Source organism: Burkholderia sp. Ac-20379 (genome assembly GCF_017104645.1).
In the GTDB taxonomy this organism is placed as follows: Bacteria; Pseudomonadota; Gammaproteobacteria; order Burkholderiales; family Burkholderiaceae; genus Burkholderia.
This window is the reverse complement of record NZ_JAAGPF010000157.1, coordinates 1-16,892: the sequence shown is the minus strand read 5'-3', so window position 1 is coordinate 16,892 and position 16,892 is coordinate 1. Positions and strand designations below refer to the sequence as shown.

Annotated in this window: 18 protein-coding genes, 1 other RNA gene and 2 pseudogenes; 10 read left to right on the top strand and 11 right to left on the bottom strand. The window is 67.5% G+C overall.

Annotated features, from left to right (window positions below; translation table 11 throughout):
• Both G3N92_RS19770 and rnpB read left to right on the top strand, forming a co-directional pair.
• Positions 1-744, top strand: a 744-nt coding sequence (locus G3N92_RS19770) for a DUF3025 domain-containing protein (protein WP_206129232.1), incomplete at its 5' end; no start/stop codon positions are given.
• Between the two features lie 137 nt (positions 745-881).
• Positions 882-1,295: RNase P RNA component class A (gene rnpB, locus G3N92_RS19765), an RNA gene on the top strand.
• A gap of 79 nt (positions 1,296-1,374) precedes the next feature.
• Here rnpB and G3N92_RS19760 read toward each other — a convergent pair.
• Positions 1,375-1,839: an OsmC family protein gene (locus G3N92_RS19760; RefSeq protein ID WP_206129230.1), complete on the bottom strand. Its 465-nt coding sequence runs from the start codon at positions 1,837-1,839 to the stop codon at positions 1,375-1,377.
• Between the two features lie 587 nt (positions 1,840-2,426).
• Between G3N92_RS19760 and rplM the strand changes: the two genes are divergently transcribed.
• The 3 genes from rplM to erpA all read left to right on the top strand — a co-directional run bounded on the left by rplM (position 2,427) and on the right by erpA (position 3,863).
• Positions 2,427-2,855, top strand: a complete 429-nt coding sequence (rplM, locus tag G3N92_RS19755; RefSeq protein WP_206129228.1) for a 50S ribosomal protein L13 — start codon at positions 2,427-2,429, stop codon at positions 2,853-2,855.
• A 10-nt stretch (positions 2,856-2,865) separates the two neighbouring features.
• On the top strand, positions 2,866-3,258 hold the full coding sequence (gene rpsI / locus G3N92_RS19750) for a 30S ribosomal protein S9 (RefSeq protein WP_206129226.1): 393 nt from the start codon (positions 2,866-2,868) through the stop codon (positions 3,256-3,258).
• A 230-nt stretch (positions 3,259-3,488) separates the two neighbouring features.
• Complete coding sequence (gene erpA / locus G3N92_RS19745) at positions 3,489-3,863, top strand: iron-sulfur cluster insertion protein ErpA (RefSeq protein ID WP_206129224.1); 375 nt, start codon at positions 3,489-3,491, stop codon at positions 3,861-3,863.
• Positions 3,864-3,953: 90 nt separating this feature from the next.
• Here the strand turns inward: erpA and G3N92_RS19740 are convergent, their stop codons facing one another.
• A complete protein-coding gene (locus G3N92_RS19740) occupies positions 3,954-5,138 on the bottom strand; it encodes an anhydro-N-acetylmuramic acid kinase (RefSeq protein WP_206129222.1) in 1,185 nt (394 codons plus the stop codon).
• A 157-nt stretch (positions 5,139-5,295) separates the two neighbouring features.
• Here G3N92_RS19740 and tyrS point away from each other — a divergent pair, with 157 nt between their 5' ends.
• The 3 genes and pseudogenes from tyrS (at position 5,296) to G3N92_RS19725 (ending at position 7,697) form a co-directional block, all read left to right on the top strand.
• Positions 5,296-6,537, top strand: a complete 1,242-nt coding sequence (gene tyrS, locus G3N92_RS19735) for a tyrosine--tRNA ligase (protein ID WP_206129220.1) — start codon at positions 5,296-5,298, stop codon at positions 6,535-6,537.
• Positions 6,420-6,995 (top strand): annotated as a pseudogene (gene dtd / locus G3N92_RS19730) (D-aminoacyl-tRNA deacylase); the annotation flags it as partial. The gene tyrS and the pseudogene dtd, both read left to right, overlap by 118 nt.
• A gap of 39 nt (positions 6,996-7,034) precedes the next feature.
• Positions 7,035-7,697 carry a histidine phosphatase family protein gene (locus G3N92_RS19725; protein WP_206129216.1) on the top strand — a complete coding sequence of 221 codons (663 nt, stop codon included), beginning with the start codon at positions 7,035-7,037 and terminating at the stop codon, positions 7,695-7,697.
• Positions 7,698-7,798: 101 nt separating this feature from the next.
• On the opposite strand, the gene G3N92_RS19720 is transcribed toward G3N92_RS19725, so the two are convergent.
• The 4 genes from G3N92_RS19720 to ruvA all read right to left on the bottom strand — a co-directional run bounded on the left by G3N92_RS19720 (position 7,799) and on the right by ruvA (position 11,867).
• Positions 7,799-8,887 carry a ParB/Srx family N-terminal domain-containing protein gene (locus G3N92_RS19720; RefSeq protein ID WP_206129214.1) on the bottom strand — a complete coding sequence of 363 codons (1,089 nt, stop codon included), beginning with the start codon at positions 8,885-8,887 and terminating at the stop codon, positions 7,799-7,801.
• Positions 8,888-9,057: 170 nt separating this feature from the next.
• Positions 9,058-10,101, bottom strand: coding sequence for an oxygenase MpaB family protein (locus G3N92_RS19715; RefSeq protein WP_206129212.1), 1,044 nt, complete (start codon positions 10,099-10,101; stop codon positions 9,058-9,060).
• Positions 10,102-10,117: 16 nt separating this feature from the next.
• Positions 10,118-11,164: a Holliday junction branch migration DNA helicase RuvB gene (gene ruvB / locus G3N92_RS19710; RefSeq protein WP_206129210.1), complete on the bottom strand. Its 1,047-nt coding sequence runs from the start codon at positions 11,162-11,164 to the stop codon at positions 10,118-10,120.
• 121 nt (positions 11,165-11,285) lie between these two features.
• Entirely contained in the window at positions 11,286-11,867 is a 582-nt protein-coding gene (gene ruvA, locus G3N92_RS19705) for a Holliday junction branch migration protein RuvA (protein WP_206129208.1), read from the bottom strand.
• On the opposite strand from ruvA, the gene G3N92_RS35015 reads away from it, so the two are divergent.
• Both G3N92_RS35015 and G3N92_RS19695 read left to right on the top strand, forming a co-directional pair.
• Entirely contained in the window at positions 11,854-12,240 is a 387-nt protein-coding gene (locus G3N92_RS35015; RefSeq protein ID WP_241014904.1) for a type II toxin-antitoxin system PrlF family antitoxin, read from the top strand. The two genes, ruvA and G3N92_RS35015, sit on opposite strands and share 14 nt — an antisense overlap.
• Positions 12,237-12,641 (top strand): type II toxin-antitoxin system VapC family toxin, encoded by a 405-nt coding sequence (locus tag G3N92_RS19695; RefSeq protein WP_206129205.1) that lies wholly within the window; start codon positions 12,237-12,239, stop codon positions 12,639-12,641. Before G3N92_RS35015 ends, G3N92_RS19695 begins: the two co-directional genes overlap by 4 nt.
• Positions 12,642-12,657: 16 nt before the next feature.
• Here the strand turns inward: G3N92_RS19695 and ruvC are convergent, their stop codons facing one another.
• The 5 genes and pseudogenes from ruvC to G3N92_RS19670 all read right to left on the bottom strand — a co-directional run.
• Positions 12,658-13,203, bottom strand: coding sequence for a crossover junction endodeoxyribonuclease RuvC (ruvC, locus tag G3N92_RS19690; protein WP_206129201.1), 546 nt, complete (start codon positions 13,201-13,203; stop codon positions 12,658-12,660).
• 223 nt (positions 13,204-13,426) lie between these two features.
• Positions 13,427-14,992, bottom strand: a complete 1,566-nt coding sequence (gene purH, locus G3N92_RS19685; RefSeq protein WP_206129200.1) for a bifunctional phosphoribosylaminoimidazolecarboxamide formyltransferase/IMP cyclohydrolase — start codon at positions 14,990-14,992, stop codon at positions 13,427-13,429.
• 60 nt (positions 14,993-15,052) lie between these two features.
• Positions 15,053-15,286: a Fis family transcriptional regulator gene (locus tag G3N92_RS19680; RefSeq protein WP_013696668.1), complete on the bottom strand. Its 234-nt coding sequence runs from the start codon at positions 15,284-15,286 to the stop codon at positions 15,053-15,055.
• A gap of 4 nt (positions 15,287-15,290) precedes the next feature.
• Positions 15,291-16,334: a tRNA dihydrouridine synthase DusB gene (dusB, locus tag G3N92_RS19675; protein ID WP_206129199.1), complete on the bottom strand. Its 1,044-nt coding sequence runs from the start codon at positions 16,332-16,334 to the stop codon at positions 15,291-15,293.
• 252 nt (positions 16,335-16,586) lie between these two features.
• Positions 16,587-16,892 (bottom strand): annotated as a pseudogene (locus tag G3N92_RS19670) (2-octaprenyl-6-methoxyphenyl hydroxylase); the annotation flags it as partial.

Here is a 16,892-nt window from a genome sequence, read left to right as displayed (position 1 = left end):
CCGCGCTGGCAGGCCGCGGCGCTGGCCGGTGAAGCCGCCTGGCTCGCGGCGCTCGGCGATGACGCCGCGGCGGCCGGCTTCACCACCGGGCGCGGCCAGCCGTTGCACTTCATCGCACAGGGCGCGCTGCCGGCCGGCGTGGCGTACGAAACGCAGATCGCCGCCACGGGAGGCGTGCCCACCCGCCACAATCTCCACGATTTCTTCAATGCGCAGGTCTGGTTCGCGTATCCGCGGATCAAGGCGGCGATCAACGCACGCCAGTCGGCCGCCATCGATGCGCTCGGCGTGGGCGGCGAGCGCGGCGGCCTGCGCGACGCGCTGACCTTGCTCGACGAAAACGGCGCGCTGTTCGTCACCGCCGATCCGGCGCTCGGCGCCGCACTGCGCGGCTTCGGCTGGCGGGCATTGTTCGTCGAGCACCGCGCCGCCTGGGGGCGTGCCTGCGAATTGCGGCTGGTCGGGCATGCGCTGCTCGAAAAGCTCGTGCAGCCGTACAAGGCCTGCACCGCGCATGCGTGGATCGTCGAGGCGCCGCCGGCGTTCTTCGGCTGGGACGAAGGCGCGCGACGCGGCTGGCTCGATGCGCATGTGGCCGCCGGTTTCGATGCGCGGCTGCCGTCGAGCCGCGGCTTCGCGCCGTTGCCGGTGCTCGGCGTGCCGGGCTGGTGGCCGGCGAACGCCGACGCCGGTTTTTACGACGACACGCAGGTGTTTCGCCCGGGCCGGCGGGCCGCGCTGTAATCGGGCGTGACGCCTGTCGATTGCCATTCGACCCCCGTTCCACGCTGTTCATCCACGCGATCGCGATGTCGCCTGCGGGCCGCGTCTGCGCCGCGCGGCTCGCGATGCGGCGGCGTCGATGCTAGAATCCGCACCGCAAAGTGGGCCAGGCAGTCGCGGCCTGCGCGGTTTCGGCCGCGCGGGGCGAGGAAAGTCCGGACTCCGCCAGGGCAGGGTGATGGCTAACGGCCATCCGTGGCGACACGCGGAACAGGGCAACAGAGAACAGACCGCCGATGGCCCGGCGCAAGCCGGGATCAGGTAAGGGTGAAACGGTGCGGTAAGAGCGCACCGCGGCTGCGGCGACGTACGCCGGCACGGTAACCTCCACCCGGAGCAATTCCAAGTAGGCAGGCGCGCATCTTCGAGATGCAGGACGGTGCCCCCGTTTCGTCTGCGGGTAGGAAGCTTGAGCGCGTCAGCAATGGCGCGCCTAGAGGAATGGCTGCCACGCCGTGCGCGTCCTGGACGCGCACGGTGCACAGAATCCGGCTTATCGGCCCGCTTTGCCCCGATTCAAGCAAAAAGGCCGGCGCCCCCGAAGGGTGCCGGCCTTTTTTCATGGGCGCGTGCAGCGCCCGGCAGCCTGCCTCAGACCGCGACGATATCGAAGCCGTGCGTCAGTTCGGCCGTCTTGGCGATCATGATCGACGCCGAGCAGTACTTGTCGTGCGACAGGTTGATCGCGCGCTCGACCGTGGCCGGGTTCAGGTTGCGGCCCGTGACGGTGAAGTGGAAGTGGATCTTGGTGAACACCTTCGGATCCTCGCTGGCGCGCTCGGCCTTCAGCGTGACCGAGCAGCCCGTCACTTCCTGACGGCTTTTCTTCAGGATCAGCACGACGTCGTACGCGGTGCAGCCGCCGGTGCCGAGCAGCACCATTTCCATCGGGCGCGCGGCGAGGTTGTGGCCGCCGCCTTCGGGCGCGCCATCCATCGTCACGAGGTGGCCGCTGCCCGTCTCGGCGACGAACGCCATGCCATCCTGGCCCATCCAGCTAACTTTGCATTCCATGCGTGTGCTCCCGTCTTTCCGGCTTCGATTGCGAACCGGCATTGTAGCCCGCGACGCAACTGTCGGCTGATGCAGTGCGGGATTGGAACGAATCGGGAGCGGCCGGCGTTCGCGCGGCGGATCCGCCGCGTTGCCGGAGCAGGCCGGGTGCCGCCCGCTCCCGAGCTTTCATGCCCCGCAGATAAAGGCCAGGCGACGGATTTCAATGGAGGGGGGCGAGGCCGCCGCGCCCATATGCTCATTTCGTATTGCGGTGTTCATTTTTGCCATATGGATTTCCTTGAAATCCGGCGGCGGTCTTTCTATCATTCAGACCATTGATTGCCGCGCTGCGGCAATGTCCGCATGTCTCCTCCACCCTCCTCCAAAGGTGGATTCGGCCCGAACTGACGGTTCGGGCTTTTTTTCGCCGATTGCGGTGCCCTGGTGCCCTGGTGCCCGCGCGGCCGGCGGCTTCGCCGGCAATCGTCGATTTCTTTGCTCGCGCTCCCGAATTTCCTTTATAATCCTCGGTTTTCCGCATTCATGCCCGCGGAGAAGAATCAGGGAGAGCCTGCACAGCGCCCAGAGCGCAACCAAATCCAAGCAGGAAAAAAACAAGGGCAGCAGTCATTATTTTTGGATCGATCATGAAGACGTTTTCCGCAAAAGCCCATGAGGTGACGCGCGAATGGTACGTGATTGACGCGACGGATAAGGTTCTCGGCCGTGTTGCCAGCGAAGTGGCACGCCGTCTGCGCGGCAAGCACAAGCCTGAGTTCACTCCGCACGTCGACACCGGTGATTTCATCATCGTTATCAACGCGAGCAAGTTGAAAGTCACGGGCAACAAGACGCTGGACAAGAAGTACTACCGCCACTCGGGCTACCCGGGCGGTATCTATGAAACGACGTTCGGCAAGATGCAAGAACGCTTCCCGGGCCGTGCGCTCGAGAAGGCGGTCAAGGGCATGCTGCCGAAGGGCCCGCTCGGCTACGCGATGATCAAGAAGCTGAAGGTCTACGCTGAAGCGACGCATCCGCATTCGGCCCAACAGCCGCAAGCGCTCGAGATCTAAGGGGACCCACATGATCGGTAACTGGAACTACGGTACGGGCCGCCGCAAGAGCGCCGTCGCACGTGTCTTCATCAAGGCAGGCAAGGGCGACATCATCGTCAACGGCAAGCCCATCGCCGACTACTTCTCGCGCGAAACGTCGCTGATGATCGTGCGCCAACCGCTGGAACTCACGAGCCACGGCCAAACGTTCGACATCAAGGTCAACGTGACGGGCGGCGGCGAAACGGGTCAGGCAGGCGCAGTGCGTCACGGCATCACCCGCGCGCTGATCGACTACGATGCAACGCTCAAGCCGCAACTGTCGAGCGCCGGCTTCGTGACGCGCGATGCGCGTGAAGTCGAGCGTAAGAAGATGGGTCTGCGCAAGGCACGTCGCGCAAAGCAGTTCTCGAAGCGTTAAGCGCTTCCGGTTCGTCGCCCTCGGGCGATGCCGCCGACGAAAACCGCCAGTTTCGACTGGCGGTTTTTTTATGCGCGCTTCGGTTCCGCGTTGGAATCGGGGCGCGACCGTATCGTTCCGATCCGGCTTCGCCGGTGCGCCTCGCGCATGTCCCGCTTGATTTCGCGGACTTCGGCACGATCTTCGGAACCGCCCTACAATAGCGGCTAGTGCTTTTTGGAGAGTTCGTCATGAACGCTGTCACTGAATCCGCGGTTAGCACCGCCACCGAAATGCCGACCCCGTTCGTCTTCACCGACTCGGCGGCCGACAAAGTCAAGCAACTGATCGACGAAGAAGGCAATCCCGAACTGAAGCTGCGCGTGTTCGTGCAAGGCGGCGGCTGCTCGGGCTTCCAGTACGGCTTCACGTTCGACGAAGAAGTCAACGAAGACGACTCCGTGCTGGTCAAGAACGGCGTCCAACTGCTGGTCGATTCGATGAGCTACCAGTACCTGGTCGGCGCAGAGATCGACTACAAGGATGACCTGAACGGCGCGCAGTTCGTGATCAAGAACCCGAACGCCACGACCACCTGCGGTTGCGGTTCGTCGTTCTCGGTCTAAGCGCTCAGGCCTGACAGCGGTTGGCGCCCGAACAGGGCGTGTGCCGCTGGTGCATGAAAAACCCCACGCATGCGTGGGGTTTTGTCGTTTTCAACGCGGATACAACGCACCGAGCACGCGTTCCCCGGCCGCGCCCGTCACGCCGGCGATATTGCCGGCCTCGCGAGCCGTGAAGCGCCAGGCGAGCCACGCGAACGCGATCGCCTCGACCTGCTGCGGCGGCACGCCCAGCGCGGCCGTGGTGTCGACGGCGGCTGCCACGCCGGCCTCGGCCAGTGCGTCGGCCAGCGCACGCATCAGCGCCGGATTGCGGGCGCCGCCGCCGCACACGTAAACGGCGCGGCAATCGGGCGCATGCCGGCCGATTTCGCGCGCAACTGTCACGGCGGTCAGCGCGGTCAGCGTGGCCTGCACGTCCTCGGGCGAGACCTGGGCGAACGCCTGCAGCCGCGCGTGCAGCCACTCGGGATTGAACAGGTCGCGTCCGGTGCTTTTCGGCGGCGGCAGGTCGAAATACGGCTCGGCCAGCAGCGCCGCCAGCAGCGCGGTGTCCACCGTGCCGCGCGCGGCGAACTGGCCGCCTTCGTCGAACGGCTTGCCGAGATGGCGCAGCGCCCAGGCGTCGAGCAGCGCGTTGGCCGGGCCGCAGTCGAAGCCGCGCACGCCGGCGCCGTCGTGCGCGCCCTCGGCCGGCAGGATCGTGATGTTGCTGATGCCGCCGAGGTTGCACACCACCCGCGTTTCCTCGGCCGCACCGAACACGGTGGCGTGAAACGCCGGCGCGAGCGGCGCGCCCTGGCCGCCGGCCGCGATGTCGCGGCTGCGGAAATCGGCGATCACGTCGATACGCGTCAGTTCGGCGAGCAGCGCCGGGTTGTTGATCTGGCGCGTGTAGCCGCGCTCGGGGCGGTGGCGCACCGTCTGGCCGTGCACGCCGATCGCGCGCACCGCGTCGGGCGCCAGATGCGCGGTGCGCTGCAGTTCGTGGCAACACACGGCGTAGCGTGCGGCCAGCGCGTTGGCGGCCAGCGATTCGCGCTCGATCTCGTTGTCGCCGGGCTGCTGCAGCGCGAACAGCGCCTCGCGCAGCGAGTCGTCGAAGCCGACGAAACCTTCGGCCAGCACCTCGGGCGCCGAGCCGGCCGCGAAGCGCACGGCGATGCCGTCGCAGCCGTCCATGCTGGTGCCCGACATCAGGCCGAAGTAGACGCCATCGGCCGGATGGACGTCGTGAGTGCCGGCGCGCTGGCCGGCCTGCGTGGGATTGGGCGCCACGGTTTCGCTCCTGTTCGGTCGCCGCGCATGCGGGCAACATGCCCGCGCCGCGGTGCCCCGATTATCCGCGCAAGCCGCCGCGCCGTTAAGCGATACCGGAACGCCCGCGAGTTATGGGAAAATCCCTCCTTTTCCGACTTACCTCTTTCTTGCACCGATGAGCCAAGATCCCCAAACGAAGCCCGCGCTCCCGATCACCGACGGCGTGCGCGAAGCGCTCGCGATCACGAAACGCGGCGTCGACGAACTGCTGATCGAGGACGAGTTCGCGCAGAAGCTCGCGCGCAGCGAAGCCACCGGCAAGCCGCTGCGCATCAAGCTGGGCCTCGATCCGACGGCCCCCGACATCCATATCGGCCACACCGTGGTGCTGAACAAGATGCGTCAGCTCCAGGACCTCGGCCACACGGTCATCTTCCTGATCGGCGATTTCACGTCGCTGATCGGCGATCCGTCGGGCCGCAACGCCACGCGTCCGCCGCTCACGCGCGAGCAGATCGAACACAACGCGAAAACCTATTTCGAGCAGGCCGCGCTCGTGCTCGACCGCGAAAAAACCGAAATCCGCTACAACAGCGAATGGTGCCTGCCGCTCGGCTCGGACGGCCTGATCAAGCTGGCGTCGCGCTACACGGTCGCGCGCATGATCGAGCGCGAGGATTTCACCAAGCGCTTCCAGGGCGGCGTGCCGATCTCGATCCACGAATTCCTGTACCCGCTGATGCAGGGCTACGATTCGGTCGCGCTCAATGCGGATCTGGAGCTCGGCGGCACCGACCAGAAGTTCAACCTGCTGGTGGGCCGCGAACTGCAGAAGCAATACGGCCAGGAACAGCAGTGCATCTTGACGATGCCGCTGCTCGAAGGCCTCGACGGCGTCGAGAAGATGTCGAAGTCGAAGCACAACTACATCGGCATCAGCGAGAAGCCGAACGACATGTTCGGCAAGCTGATGAGCATCTCGGACGTGCTGATGTGGCGTTACTTCGAGCTGCTGTCGTTCCGTCCGATGGCCGAGATCGAGACGTTCAAGGCCGAGATCGAGGCGGGCCGCAATCCGCGCGATTTCAAGGTGCTGCTCGCGCAGGAGATCGTCGCGCGCTTCCACTCGCAGGCCGATGCCGAACGCGCGCTGGAAGATTTCAACCACCGCGCCAAGGGCGGCGTGCCCGACGACATCCCGTCCGTCGCGCTGACCGGCGCGCCGCTCGCGATCGGCCAGTTGCTCAAGCAGGCCGGCCTCGTGCCGTCGACCAGCGAAGCGCTGCGCAACATCGAGCAGGGCGGCGTCAAGATCGACGGCGCCACCGTGTCCGACAAGGGCGTGAAGATCGAAGCCGGCGAATACGTCGTGCAGGTCGGCAAGCGCCGCTTCGCGCGCGTGACGCTCGGCGCATGATCGCGCTGATCCAGCGCGTGAAGCGCGCCGACGTGCGGGTGGGCGAGCGCGTCACCGGCGAGATCGGCGCGGGCCTGCTCGCGCTGGTCTGCGCCGAGCGCGGCGACACTGAGGCGGCGGCCGACAAGCTGCTCGCCAAGGTGCTCGGCTACCGCGTGTTCAGCGATGCAGCCGGCAAGATGAACCTGCCCATCACGAACCTCGACGGCGAGGGCCGCGCGGGCGGCCTGCTGCTGGTCTCGCAGTTCACGCTGGCGGCCGACACCCAAAGCGGGATGCGCCCGAGCTTCACGCCGGCCGCGCCGCCCGACGAGGGGGCGCGGCTGTTCTCCTATTTCGTCGATGCGGCACGCGCGCGCCATCCGGTCGTCGAGACCGGCGAGTTCGGCGCCGACATGCAGGTATCGCTCGTCAACGACGGCCCCGTCACGTTCTGGCTGCAGGTGCGCCCGTCCTGATGCCGCGCGGCCGCCGGCCTTCTTTCGCTTCGCCAACCGATGACCACGACGCAAATCCTCTTCATTCGCCACGGCGAAACCCCGTGGAACCGCATCAAGCGCATCCAGGGCCACATCGATATTCCGCTCGCGGAAAGCGGCGTCGAGCAGGCGGCGCAACTGGCCGAACGGCTGGCGCGTGAGGCCCACGAAGGCCAGCGGCTCGATGCGATCTATTCGAGCGATCTGCAGCGCGCGCGCCAGACAGCACAGCCGTTCGCCGACGCGCTGGGCCTGCCGGTCGTGCTGAACGAAGGTTTGCGCGAGCGCAATTACGGCGCGTTCCAGGGCCACGACAGCACCGAGATCGCCGAGAAGTTTCCCGATGCCTATGCCCAATGGCAGACGCGCGACCCGGGCTTCGAGCCGGTTGGCGGCGAATCGCAGCGTGCGTTCTACCATCGCGTGCTGCATGCGCTCGAGCCGATCGTGGCGGCGCATCCGGGCGGCCGGATCGCCGTGGTGGCGCACGGCGGCGTGCTCGATTGCGTCTATCGGTGGGCGATCGCGCTGCCGCTCGACGCGCCGCGCCAGTACGCGCTGCTGAACACGAGCATCAACGTGGTGGCGTTCGACGGCAATGCGCCGCGCATCGTCCGTTGGGCCGATGTCGATCACCTCGGCGGCGAGAGCGACGACGACGGGTATCGCAAGGTGATGTGACGCGGCGCCTGCTGTTTCCCATGCAAAAAAGCCTCGCGATCGCGAGGCTTTTTTGTGCCCGTCGCCCCGGTATCGCGGGCGACGGCTGACGTCGAAACGGCTTACTGGATGTTGTGGCGCGTCTTGTAGTCGAGCGCGTAGGCGATCTTGCCCGGCTTCGAGGCGGTCATCGCGGCGCTGAGGTCGCCGAAATTGCCCTTCGTATAAGCCTTGCCGCCGTTGATCTGGGCGAGGCGGCCGAGTTCGGCGCCCGTCTTGCCGTCGATCACCGGATCGGTCGTGGCGACCATCTTCACCGATGCGTTCCAGGTGGCGTTCAGGTAGCCCGTGTCGGCCGTGGCCGGATCGGGGCTGACCGTGCCGAGCTTGGTCAGCGTGTAGCCCGACAGCGGGAAGTTCGTGCGCAGCCAGTCGGCCCAGAAGAACTCGAGGAAGTCGGTCGACGGCGTCGGCTTGCTGTAGCCGATGTCGCGCGTGAAGTAGACGAGCGAGCGGTAGACGTCGTTCTGCATGCCGTGCGACAGGCCGAGCGCGGTGGGCAACTGGTCCGGCGTGATCGTCGCGCCGTTCGCGTCCTTCAGGCGCGTGAAGCCGCCCGACTGCATCATCGACCAGAACGTGCTGCCGGCGTAGGCGCTGAAGTTGGCCTTGACCAGCACGTGCACGTGCAGCGACGGGCCGCCGTCGGCCGTCTCGTAGTAGGTCGACAGGCCATGATGGCCGTCCGTCAGATAGAGCGTGTCGCCGTTCGGGCCGATCACGACCGGGTTCAGCACGGTGGTGTCGCGCTTGGTCAGGTCGGTGGTGGTGCAGGTGTAGGTGGTGGGGTCGGTCAGCTTCGAGGTGGTGGTCGAGCTGCCCGAGACGAGGCCGCCGAGGCCTTCGTCGGCGCAGAAATCGTCGAACTTCTTGGTCGGGTCGAGTTCGTAGCGGCCGAGCTTGTAATAGATCTGGTCGTAGCCGAGCGCGGCCTGGGTCGGGTGCAGGTCGCTCAGCGCAACGTCGAGGATGTCGCCGGGCGCCGCCGCGGCCCATTTGCCCGGAGCCGGGGTGGTCGTGGTCGAGGAGGCCGGCGCCGGCGAGGCGGCGACCGAGGGCGAGGCCGACGTGCCGTCGCCACCGCACGCGGCAAGCGCGATCAGCGACGAGAACGAGGCGGCCAGGGCGATTCGGCTGAGCGAAGGAATCATCGTGGTAGCAATCGGTAAAAGTTGGAAGGCAGACGCAAGAAAAGGCGCAAGCTTGCCGATTGGATGTGACAGCGATTTGAAATATGACAAATCGGTGAGACGGGCGGGGCGGCGAGGCGGCGGGTTTTCCGTCCCGAAAATTAGGGCGGTAAAGCTGCGAGCAGACGGCGTTATTCGTCGACGGCCGGAGCCGGATGCGGCTCGGTGTGCCGGGGCGGTGGCGCGGATTCGGTTGCCTCGGGCGCGGCCGGCAGGGGGGCCGGCGCGGCCGTGGCTCGCCGCCGCGAACGTTTCGCGGCGCCGTTGACGAGCGCCCAGCGCATCACCGGCCCCATGAGCCGCACGCCGGGGCGGGCCACGATGCGCCGCATCGGCGCGAGCGCTTCGAGGCCGAGTTGCTGCTGCGCCCAGCCGGGCAGCAGATCCACGCCCGCGTGGAACAGCAGCGCGGAGGCCGGGCGCATCACCGCGCGCGGCACCGGCGCCTCGCGCAGCACGCGGATCACTTCGCGGGTGCGCTCGCCGGCCACCAGCTCGCCGCGCATCCGCGCGAGATAGGCGGCGATCTCCGCACGCGAACACGGCACGTCGGCCGCGCCGAGCATCACGGCGATACGGGATGTTTCGGCGTAGTAGCGATCCTGCTCCTCGCCGGTGAGCGCCTGATTCACGTAGCGCAGGTAGCCGGCCAGGAAGCTCGACACCTCGGCCACATGCACCCAGGTCAGCAGCGCTGGATCGCTCGCGCGGTAGGGGCGGCCGTCGGGCGCGGTGCCCGTCACGCCGCCGTGAATGGTTTTGACGCGCTCGATCAGGTGCAGCGCATCGGCGCGGCTCGCGAACGTGGTGCCGGCCACGAACGTGGCGGTGCGGCGCAGCCGGCCGAGGATGTCGGTACGAAACGAGGAGTGATCCCAGACGCCCGCCAGCGCAAGCGGATGCAGCGCCTGCAACAGCAGTGCGGCGATGCCGCCCGCCATCATCGAGGTGAAATCGGCGTGAACCCGCCAGCACACGGCATCGGGGCCGAACAGGCCCGGATCGCCCGGCGGCGACGAATAATCGATCGACGGCCCGCCGCCGCCCGAGGTCAGCATCGTGACGCCGGCCGCGAGCCGCGTACGCAGCAGCCCGGCGAAGCCGCCGGACGCCGCTGGCGTGGCCTGCGCCGAAGGCGCCTGCGCGCGATCCCGATCGGACGGCTGCCGCGACATGGCTGGAGGCCGCCGGTTAGCGCGGCGCGGCGTCGCTGCCCGTATCGGGCACCGGCAGGCCGAAGTGGCGGTAGGTCAGCAGCGTGGCGACGCGCCCGCGCGGCGTGCGTTGCAGGAAGCCCTGCTGGATCAGGTAAGGCTCGAGCACGTCCTCGATGGTGTCGCGCTCCTCGCCGATGGCGGCGGCCAGGTTGTCGACGCCCACTGGGCCGCCGTCGAACTTGTGCAGGATCGCTTCGAGCAGCTTGCGGTCCATCACGTCGAAGCCGACCGGATCGACGTCGAGCATCGCCAGCGCCGCATCGGCCACCTCGGCCGTGATCGCGCCGTCGGCCTTCACTTCGGCGTAATCGCGCACGCGGCGCAGCAGGCGGTTGGCGATCCGCGGCGTGCCGCGCGAACGCCGCGCGATCTCGAACGCGCCGTTCGGATCGATGCGCGCGTTGAGCAGCGAAGCCGAGCGTTGGACGATCCGCGACAGCTGGCCCGCGTCGTAGAACTCGAGCCGCGCGACGATCCCGAAGCGGTCGCGCAGCGGGTTGGTCAGCATGCCGGCGCGCGTGGTGGCGCCCACCAGCGTGAACGGCTGCAGATCGAGCTTGACGCTGCGTGCGGCCGGCCCTTCGCCGATCATGATGTCGATCTGGTAATCCTCGAGCGCCGGATACAGGATTTCCTCGACGACCGGCGAGAGCCGGTGGATTTCGTCGATGAACAGCACGTCGTTCGCTTCGAGGTTGGTCAGCAGCGCGGCGAGATCGCCCGGGCGCTCCAGCACGGGGCCGGACGTCTGCCGCAGGTTGACGCCCATCTCGCGCGCGATGATGTGCGCGAGCGTGGTTTTGCCGAGGCCCGGCGGCCCGAACAGCAGCACGTGATCGAGCGCTTCGGAGCGGCGCTTGGCCGCCTCGATGAAGATTTCGAGCTGGCCGCGCACCTTTTCCTGGCCGACGTATTCGTCGAGCTGGCGCGGCCGCAGCGCACGTTCGAACGCCTCCTCGTGCGACGAGGCGGGCGTGGCGGCGATGATGCGCTCGCCGGCGAGTTTGTCGGTTTCGATCATGCGCGCATTGTACCGCGCGACCCGGCGACGAAGAATCGGCCGAACGGCCGACTCGCGCGGCCGGGCGCGGCATGGGAAGGTAGCGGTGCCGGGCCGGAGCTGGCGGGCAAGCCGGCTGCGATCAGGCCTTCGAGAGCGCCTTCAGCGAGATCTTGATGCCTTCGGACACGCCGGTGCCGGCCGGCACGTTCTTGATCGCGGCCAGCGCTTCCTTCTCCGAATAGCCGAGCGCGAGCAGCGCGTTGAGGATGTCGGCGGCGTGATCCGATTGCGAGGCCTGGCCGGCCAGTTCGCCGAGATCCGCGCCAAGCTTGCCCTTCAGTTCGAGCAGCAGGCGCTCGGCGGTTTTCTTGCCGATGCCGGGCAGGCGCGTGAGGCGCGCGGCGTCCTGCATCGTCACGACCTGCGCGAGCTCCTGCACGCTCATGCCGGACAGCACCGCGAGCGCCATGCGCGCGCCGATGCCGGTGATCTTCAGCAGCTCGCGGAACGTGGTGCGTTCCTGCGGCGTGAGGAAGCCGTACAGCAGATGCGCGTCCTCGCGCACGATCATCTGCGTGAGCAGCACCACGCGCTCGCCCGTGTGCGGCAGGTTGTAGAACGTGCTCATCGGCACGTCGAGCTCATAGCCGACGCCGTTGCAGTCCACCAGCAGGTGGGGCGGATTCTTTTCGAGGAGGGTGCCGGCAATGCGACCGATCATGACAAGGACGACGAAGGACGGAAAGCGCGAGTGTAGCGCACGCCGCGCGATGCAATGCAAACCGGCGATCACCGTGCCGCTTGCCGCTTCCGGGTCGAGGTATTACGATGAAATTTTTAAGTATTACTTCGAGGCGGCAATGTCGACGATGACCGTGAAAGGGCAGGTGACGATTCCAAAAGCCGTGCGCGAACATCTAGGCCTCGTGCCGGGCATGGAAGTGGAGTTTCAGATGGAGAGCGACGGCCGCGTGACGGTGCGGCGCGCGGGTGGCGGCGCGCCGGCCTCGCGCTTCGCCGCCTTGCGCGGCTCGCTCGATGCGCCGATGAGTACCGACGAGATCCTCGCCCTCACGCGGGGCGGCGACGCATGATTTTCGTCGACACCAACGTGCTGCTCGATCTGGCCACGGACGATCCGGTCTGGGGCGGCTGGTCGCAGCATCAGCTCGAAGCCGCGTCGCTGCGGGGGCCGCTGTCGATCAACGACGTGGTGTACGCGCAGCTGGGCGTGGGCTATGCGCGCATCGAAGCGCTCGATGCGTTCGTGGCGGGGGCAGGGCTGCGTATCGAGCCGATGCCGCGTGCGGCGCTGTTTCTTGCCGGCAAGGCGTTCGGGCAATACCGGCGCAAGGCCGGCGCGAAGATCGGCGTGCTGCCGGATTTTTTCATCGGTGCGCACGCCAGCGTGCTCGGCGCGCCACTGCTGACGCGCGACATCGGCCGCTATCGCACGTATTTTCCGAAGCTCGCATTGATCGCCCCGCCGGCGTGAAGCGCCGCCGCCGCGCTCAGCCCACCAGCCGGCCGCGCCGTACGCGAAAGCCTTTCTGGGTCAGCGAGGGCGCGAGGCCGCCGAGCGCCTGGAGCGTGTCGCCGCCGTGCGCATGGCAGATCGCCACGCCGAGCGCGTCGGACGCATCGGTGCCGGGCAGGCCCGACAGCCCGAGCAGGCGCACCACCATTTGCTGCATCTGCTCCTTGGTGGCGCGGCCGTAGCCGACGATGGCCTGCTTCAGTTGCGTCGGCGTGTATTCGGCCACCGGCAATGCGCCGGCCACCAGCCCGCAGATCGCTGCGCCGCGGGCCTGGCCGAGCAGCAGCGTCGATTGCGGATTGACGTTGACGAATACTTTTTCGATCGAGGCCTGGTCCGGCGCATGTTCGCGCACGAGCGTGGAGACGCCGTCGAAGATCACGCCGAGGCGCACCGAGAGGTCGGCGGCGGACGGGGTGCGGATCACGCCGCTCGTCACGTAGGCGAGCTGGCTGCCGTGCACGTCGATCACGCCGAAGCCGGTGACGCGGAGGCCGGGGTCGATGCCGATGATACGCATGAAGAACAGGTGGGAAAGCGCATGTGGCGCGCGGGAAAAATCGGCGGAATGCGTCGATGGTACAACGATCGCCGCACGGGTTGGGCAACGGCGGGCGCAACGGCGATTGCGCCGCGCCATGAAAAACGGCGGCGAGGAAACCCTGCGCCGCCGTTTCGCGAGGCGGCGGTTGCTCGCGCGCCTCGCCGTTCCGCCTGCCGAGCGCCGTATCCGGCGCAGGCGATCAGTGACGGAAGTGACGGATGCCCGTCAGCACCATCGCGATGCCGTGCTCGTCGGCCGCCGCGATCACTTCGTCGTCGCGCATCGAGCCGCCCGGATGGATCACCGCGGTCGCGCCCGCCGCCACCACCACGTCGAGGCCGTCGCGGAACGGGAAGAACGCATCCGACGCCACCGCCGAACCTGCCAGCGTGAGGCCGGCGTTCTGCGCCTTGATGCCGGCGATGCGGGCCGAATCCACGCGGCTCATCTGGCCGGCGCCGACGCCGAGCGTCATGCCGTTGCCGCAGAACACGATCGCGTTCGACTTCACGTACTTCGCGACGCGCCAGGCGAACAGCAGATCGTCGAGTTCCTTCGGCGTCGGCTGGCGCTTGGTCACCACGCGCAGTTCTTCGGGTTGCACGTTGCGCGAATCGAGCGACTGCACCAGCAGGCCGCCGCCGACGCGCTTCAGGTCGAACGCGTTGAAGCCGTCGCCGAGCGCGATTTCGAGCAGGCGAACGTTCTGCTTGGCCGCGAATACCTGCTTGGCCGCTTCCGAGAACGACGGGGCGATCAGCACTTCGACGAACTGCTTGGCCACGGCTTGCGCGGCGGCTTCGTCCACTTCGCGGTTGAACGCGATGATGCCGCCGAACGCCGAGGTCGGATCGGTCTGGAACGCCTTGGCGTAGGCTTCGGCCGGGCTGGCCGCCACCGCCACGCCGCACGGGTTGGCGTGCTTGATGATCACGCAGGCCGGGGCGTCGAACGTCTTGACGCATTCCCAGGCCGCGTCGGAATCGGCGATGTTGTTGTACGACAGTTCCTTGCCCTGCAACTGGCGGTAGTTCGCCAGCGCGCCGGCCGGCGCGGCCAGGTCGCGGTAGAACGCGGCCGTCTGGTGCGGGTTCTCGCCGTAGCGCAGGTCCTGCACCTTGTCGTACGCCAGGTTCAGCGTGGCCGGGTACGGCTGACGCGTGGCGTGTTGCAGTTCCTCGGTCAGGCTCGTCAGGTAGTTCGTGATCGCGCCGTCGTATTGCGCGGTGTGCGCGAACACCTTGGTGGCCAGGCGGAAGTTGGTGGCGTAGCCCACCGTGTTGCCGTTCGCCTTCATTTCGTCGAGCACCACGGCGTAGTCGGCCGGATCGACGATCACGGTCACGTCGCGGTGGTTCTTCGCGGCCGAGCGCAGCATGGTCGGGCCGCCGATGTCGATGTTCTCGATCGCGTCGGCCAGCGTGCAGTCGTCCTTCGCGATGGTCGCGACGAACGGATACAGGTTCACCACCAGCAGGTCGATGGTGGGAATGCCGTGCGCGTCGAGCGCCGCCATGTGTTCGGGCAGGTCGCGGCGCGCCAGGATCCCGCCGTGCACCTTCGGGTGCAGCGTCTTCACGCGGCCGTCGAGCATTTCCGGGAAGCCGGTGTAGTCGGCCACTTCGGTGACGGGCAGGCCCGCGTCGGCCAGCAGCTTCGCGGTGCCGCCCGTCGACAGCAGCTTGACGCCCTGTTGCGAGAGGGCCGTCGCGAATTCGACGATGCCGGTTTTATCGGAAACGGAAAGGAGCGCTTGCTTGATCATGATGGGGAGCACCAGTAGCCAGGAAAACGGGGACGAAGCGGCCGTCGTGGCGGCCTGCGATTACAACAGGCCGTGCTGCTGCAGCTTCTTGCGCAGCGTGTTGCGGTTGATGCCGAGGTACTCGGCGGCGAGCGACTGGTTGCCGCCCGCCTGTTCGAGCACCACCTCGAGCATCGGCTTCTCGACGCACGACATCACCATGTCGTAGACGTCATGCGGATTGGAGCCGTCGAGATCCCGGAAATACACGTCCAGGCTGTCGCGGACACATTGTTCGATGTTGTGCTTGCTCATGCTGCTATTGAATAGGGTCGGATGCGCCGCCCTCGTCGTCGACATAGACGAGATGGTCGGACAGCGCGCGCTGCGCGTCGAAATAATCGTTGACGGCGGCAAGCTGCTCGCGTGTGGTATCGAGCGTATTCATCCGGTGCCGGAACGCGTTGGCGCCGGAAAGGCCGCGAGTGTACCAGCCGATGTGCTTGCGCGCAGTACGCACGCCGGTAAATTCGCCGTAGAACGCGTAATGATCCTCGAGGTGCTCGTTGAGCAGGTGCTGGATCTCGTCGACGGTGGGCGGCGGGAGCGTTTCGCCGGTGCGCAGGAAATGCTCGATTTCGCGGAACAGCCACGGGCGGCCTTGCGCGGCGCGGCCGATCATCAGCGCGTCGGCGCCGGTGGCGTCGAGCACGGCCCGGGCCTTGGCCGGGGAGGTGATGTCGCCGTTCGCCACCACCGGGATCGTCACCGAGGCCTTCACGGCGGCGATCGTTTCGTATTCGGCGTCGCCCTTGTACAGATCGGCGCGGGTGCGGCCGTGCACGGTCAGCATCGAGATGCCGGCATCCTGCGCGAGGCGCGCGATGGTCAGCGCGTTCTTGTGCTCGCGGTCCCAGCCGGTGCGGATCTTCAGCGTGACGGGCACCGCGTCGGGGCCGGTGCCCACGGCTGCCACCACGGCCGAGACGATCCGCACCACCAGCGGCTCGTTCTGCAGCAGCGCCGAGCCGGCCGCCACGTTGCAGACCTTCTTGGCCGGGCAGCCCATGTTGATGTCGATGATCTGCGCGCCGTTCGCCACGTTGTGGCGCGCGGCCTCGGCCATCATCTCCGGATCGGCGCCGGCGATCTGCACCGCGATCGGCTCCACCTCGCCCGCGTGGTTGGCGCGGCGCATGGTTTTCTCGCTTTTCCAGAGCTGCGCGTTCGACGCGACCATCTCGGAGACGGCGTAGCCCGCGCCCAGCCGCTTGCAGAGCTGGCGGAACGGACGATCCGTGACGCCGGCCATGGGGGCGACGAACAGGTTGTTGCGCAGAACGTGAGAGCCGAGAACGGGCATGGCAATGACAGCACCCGCGCAAGGGCGCGGGCAGGGGCGGGCGGTGGGAAAACGCGCATTTTACCGTAAGCGCCGGGGGAGCCGGGCGATCGCGATTGTCGACAAGCGTCAAATCGGGATGAAGCTTCGGTGACATTCCCGTGACGATGTCACGGCGGCGTCGCCCGGGCGCGCGCGCGGGCCGCGCCGGGCGTCAACCGCCCGGTGTTGCGCCGATGCCTCGGTGCCGGGCGCCGAACCCCCGGGGCGGAATCAGCGGCGCTGGCCGAACATCATCTGCCGCGCGATTACCGTCTTGAGCGGCGGCACGAGTTCGAGCGCGGTCAGGGCCGCGCCGCGCAGCGCCGCGAGCGGGCGCGATTCGATCGTGAACAGCCGCGCCAGCAGGTCGGTCGCGCCGATCGTCAGACGCCGGTCGAGCACGCGGCGGCCGTTGAACGCGGCCAGCGCGAGCGGCGTGGCGCCGTGCTCGGACAGCGCGTCGACCAGCGTGTGCGCGTCGCGCAGCCCGAGGTTCAGCCCTTGCCCGGCCACCGGATGCAAGGTTTGCGCGGCGTT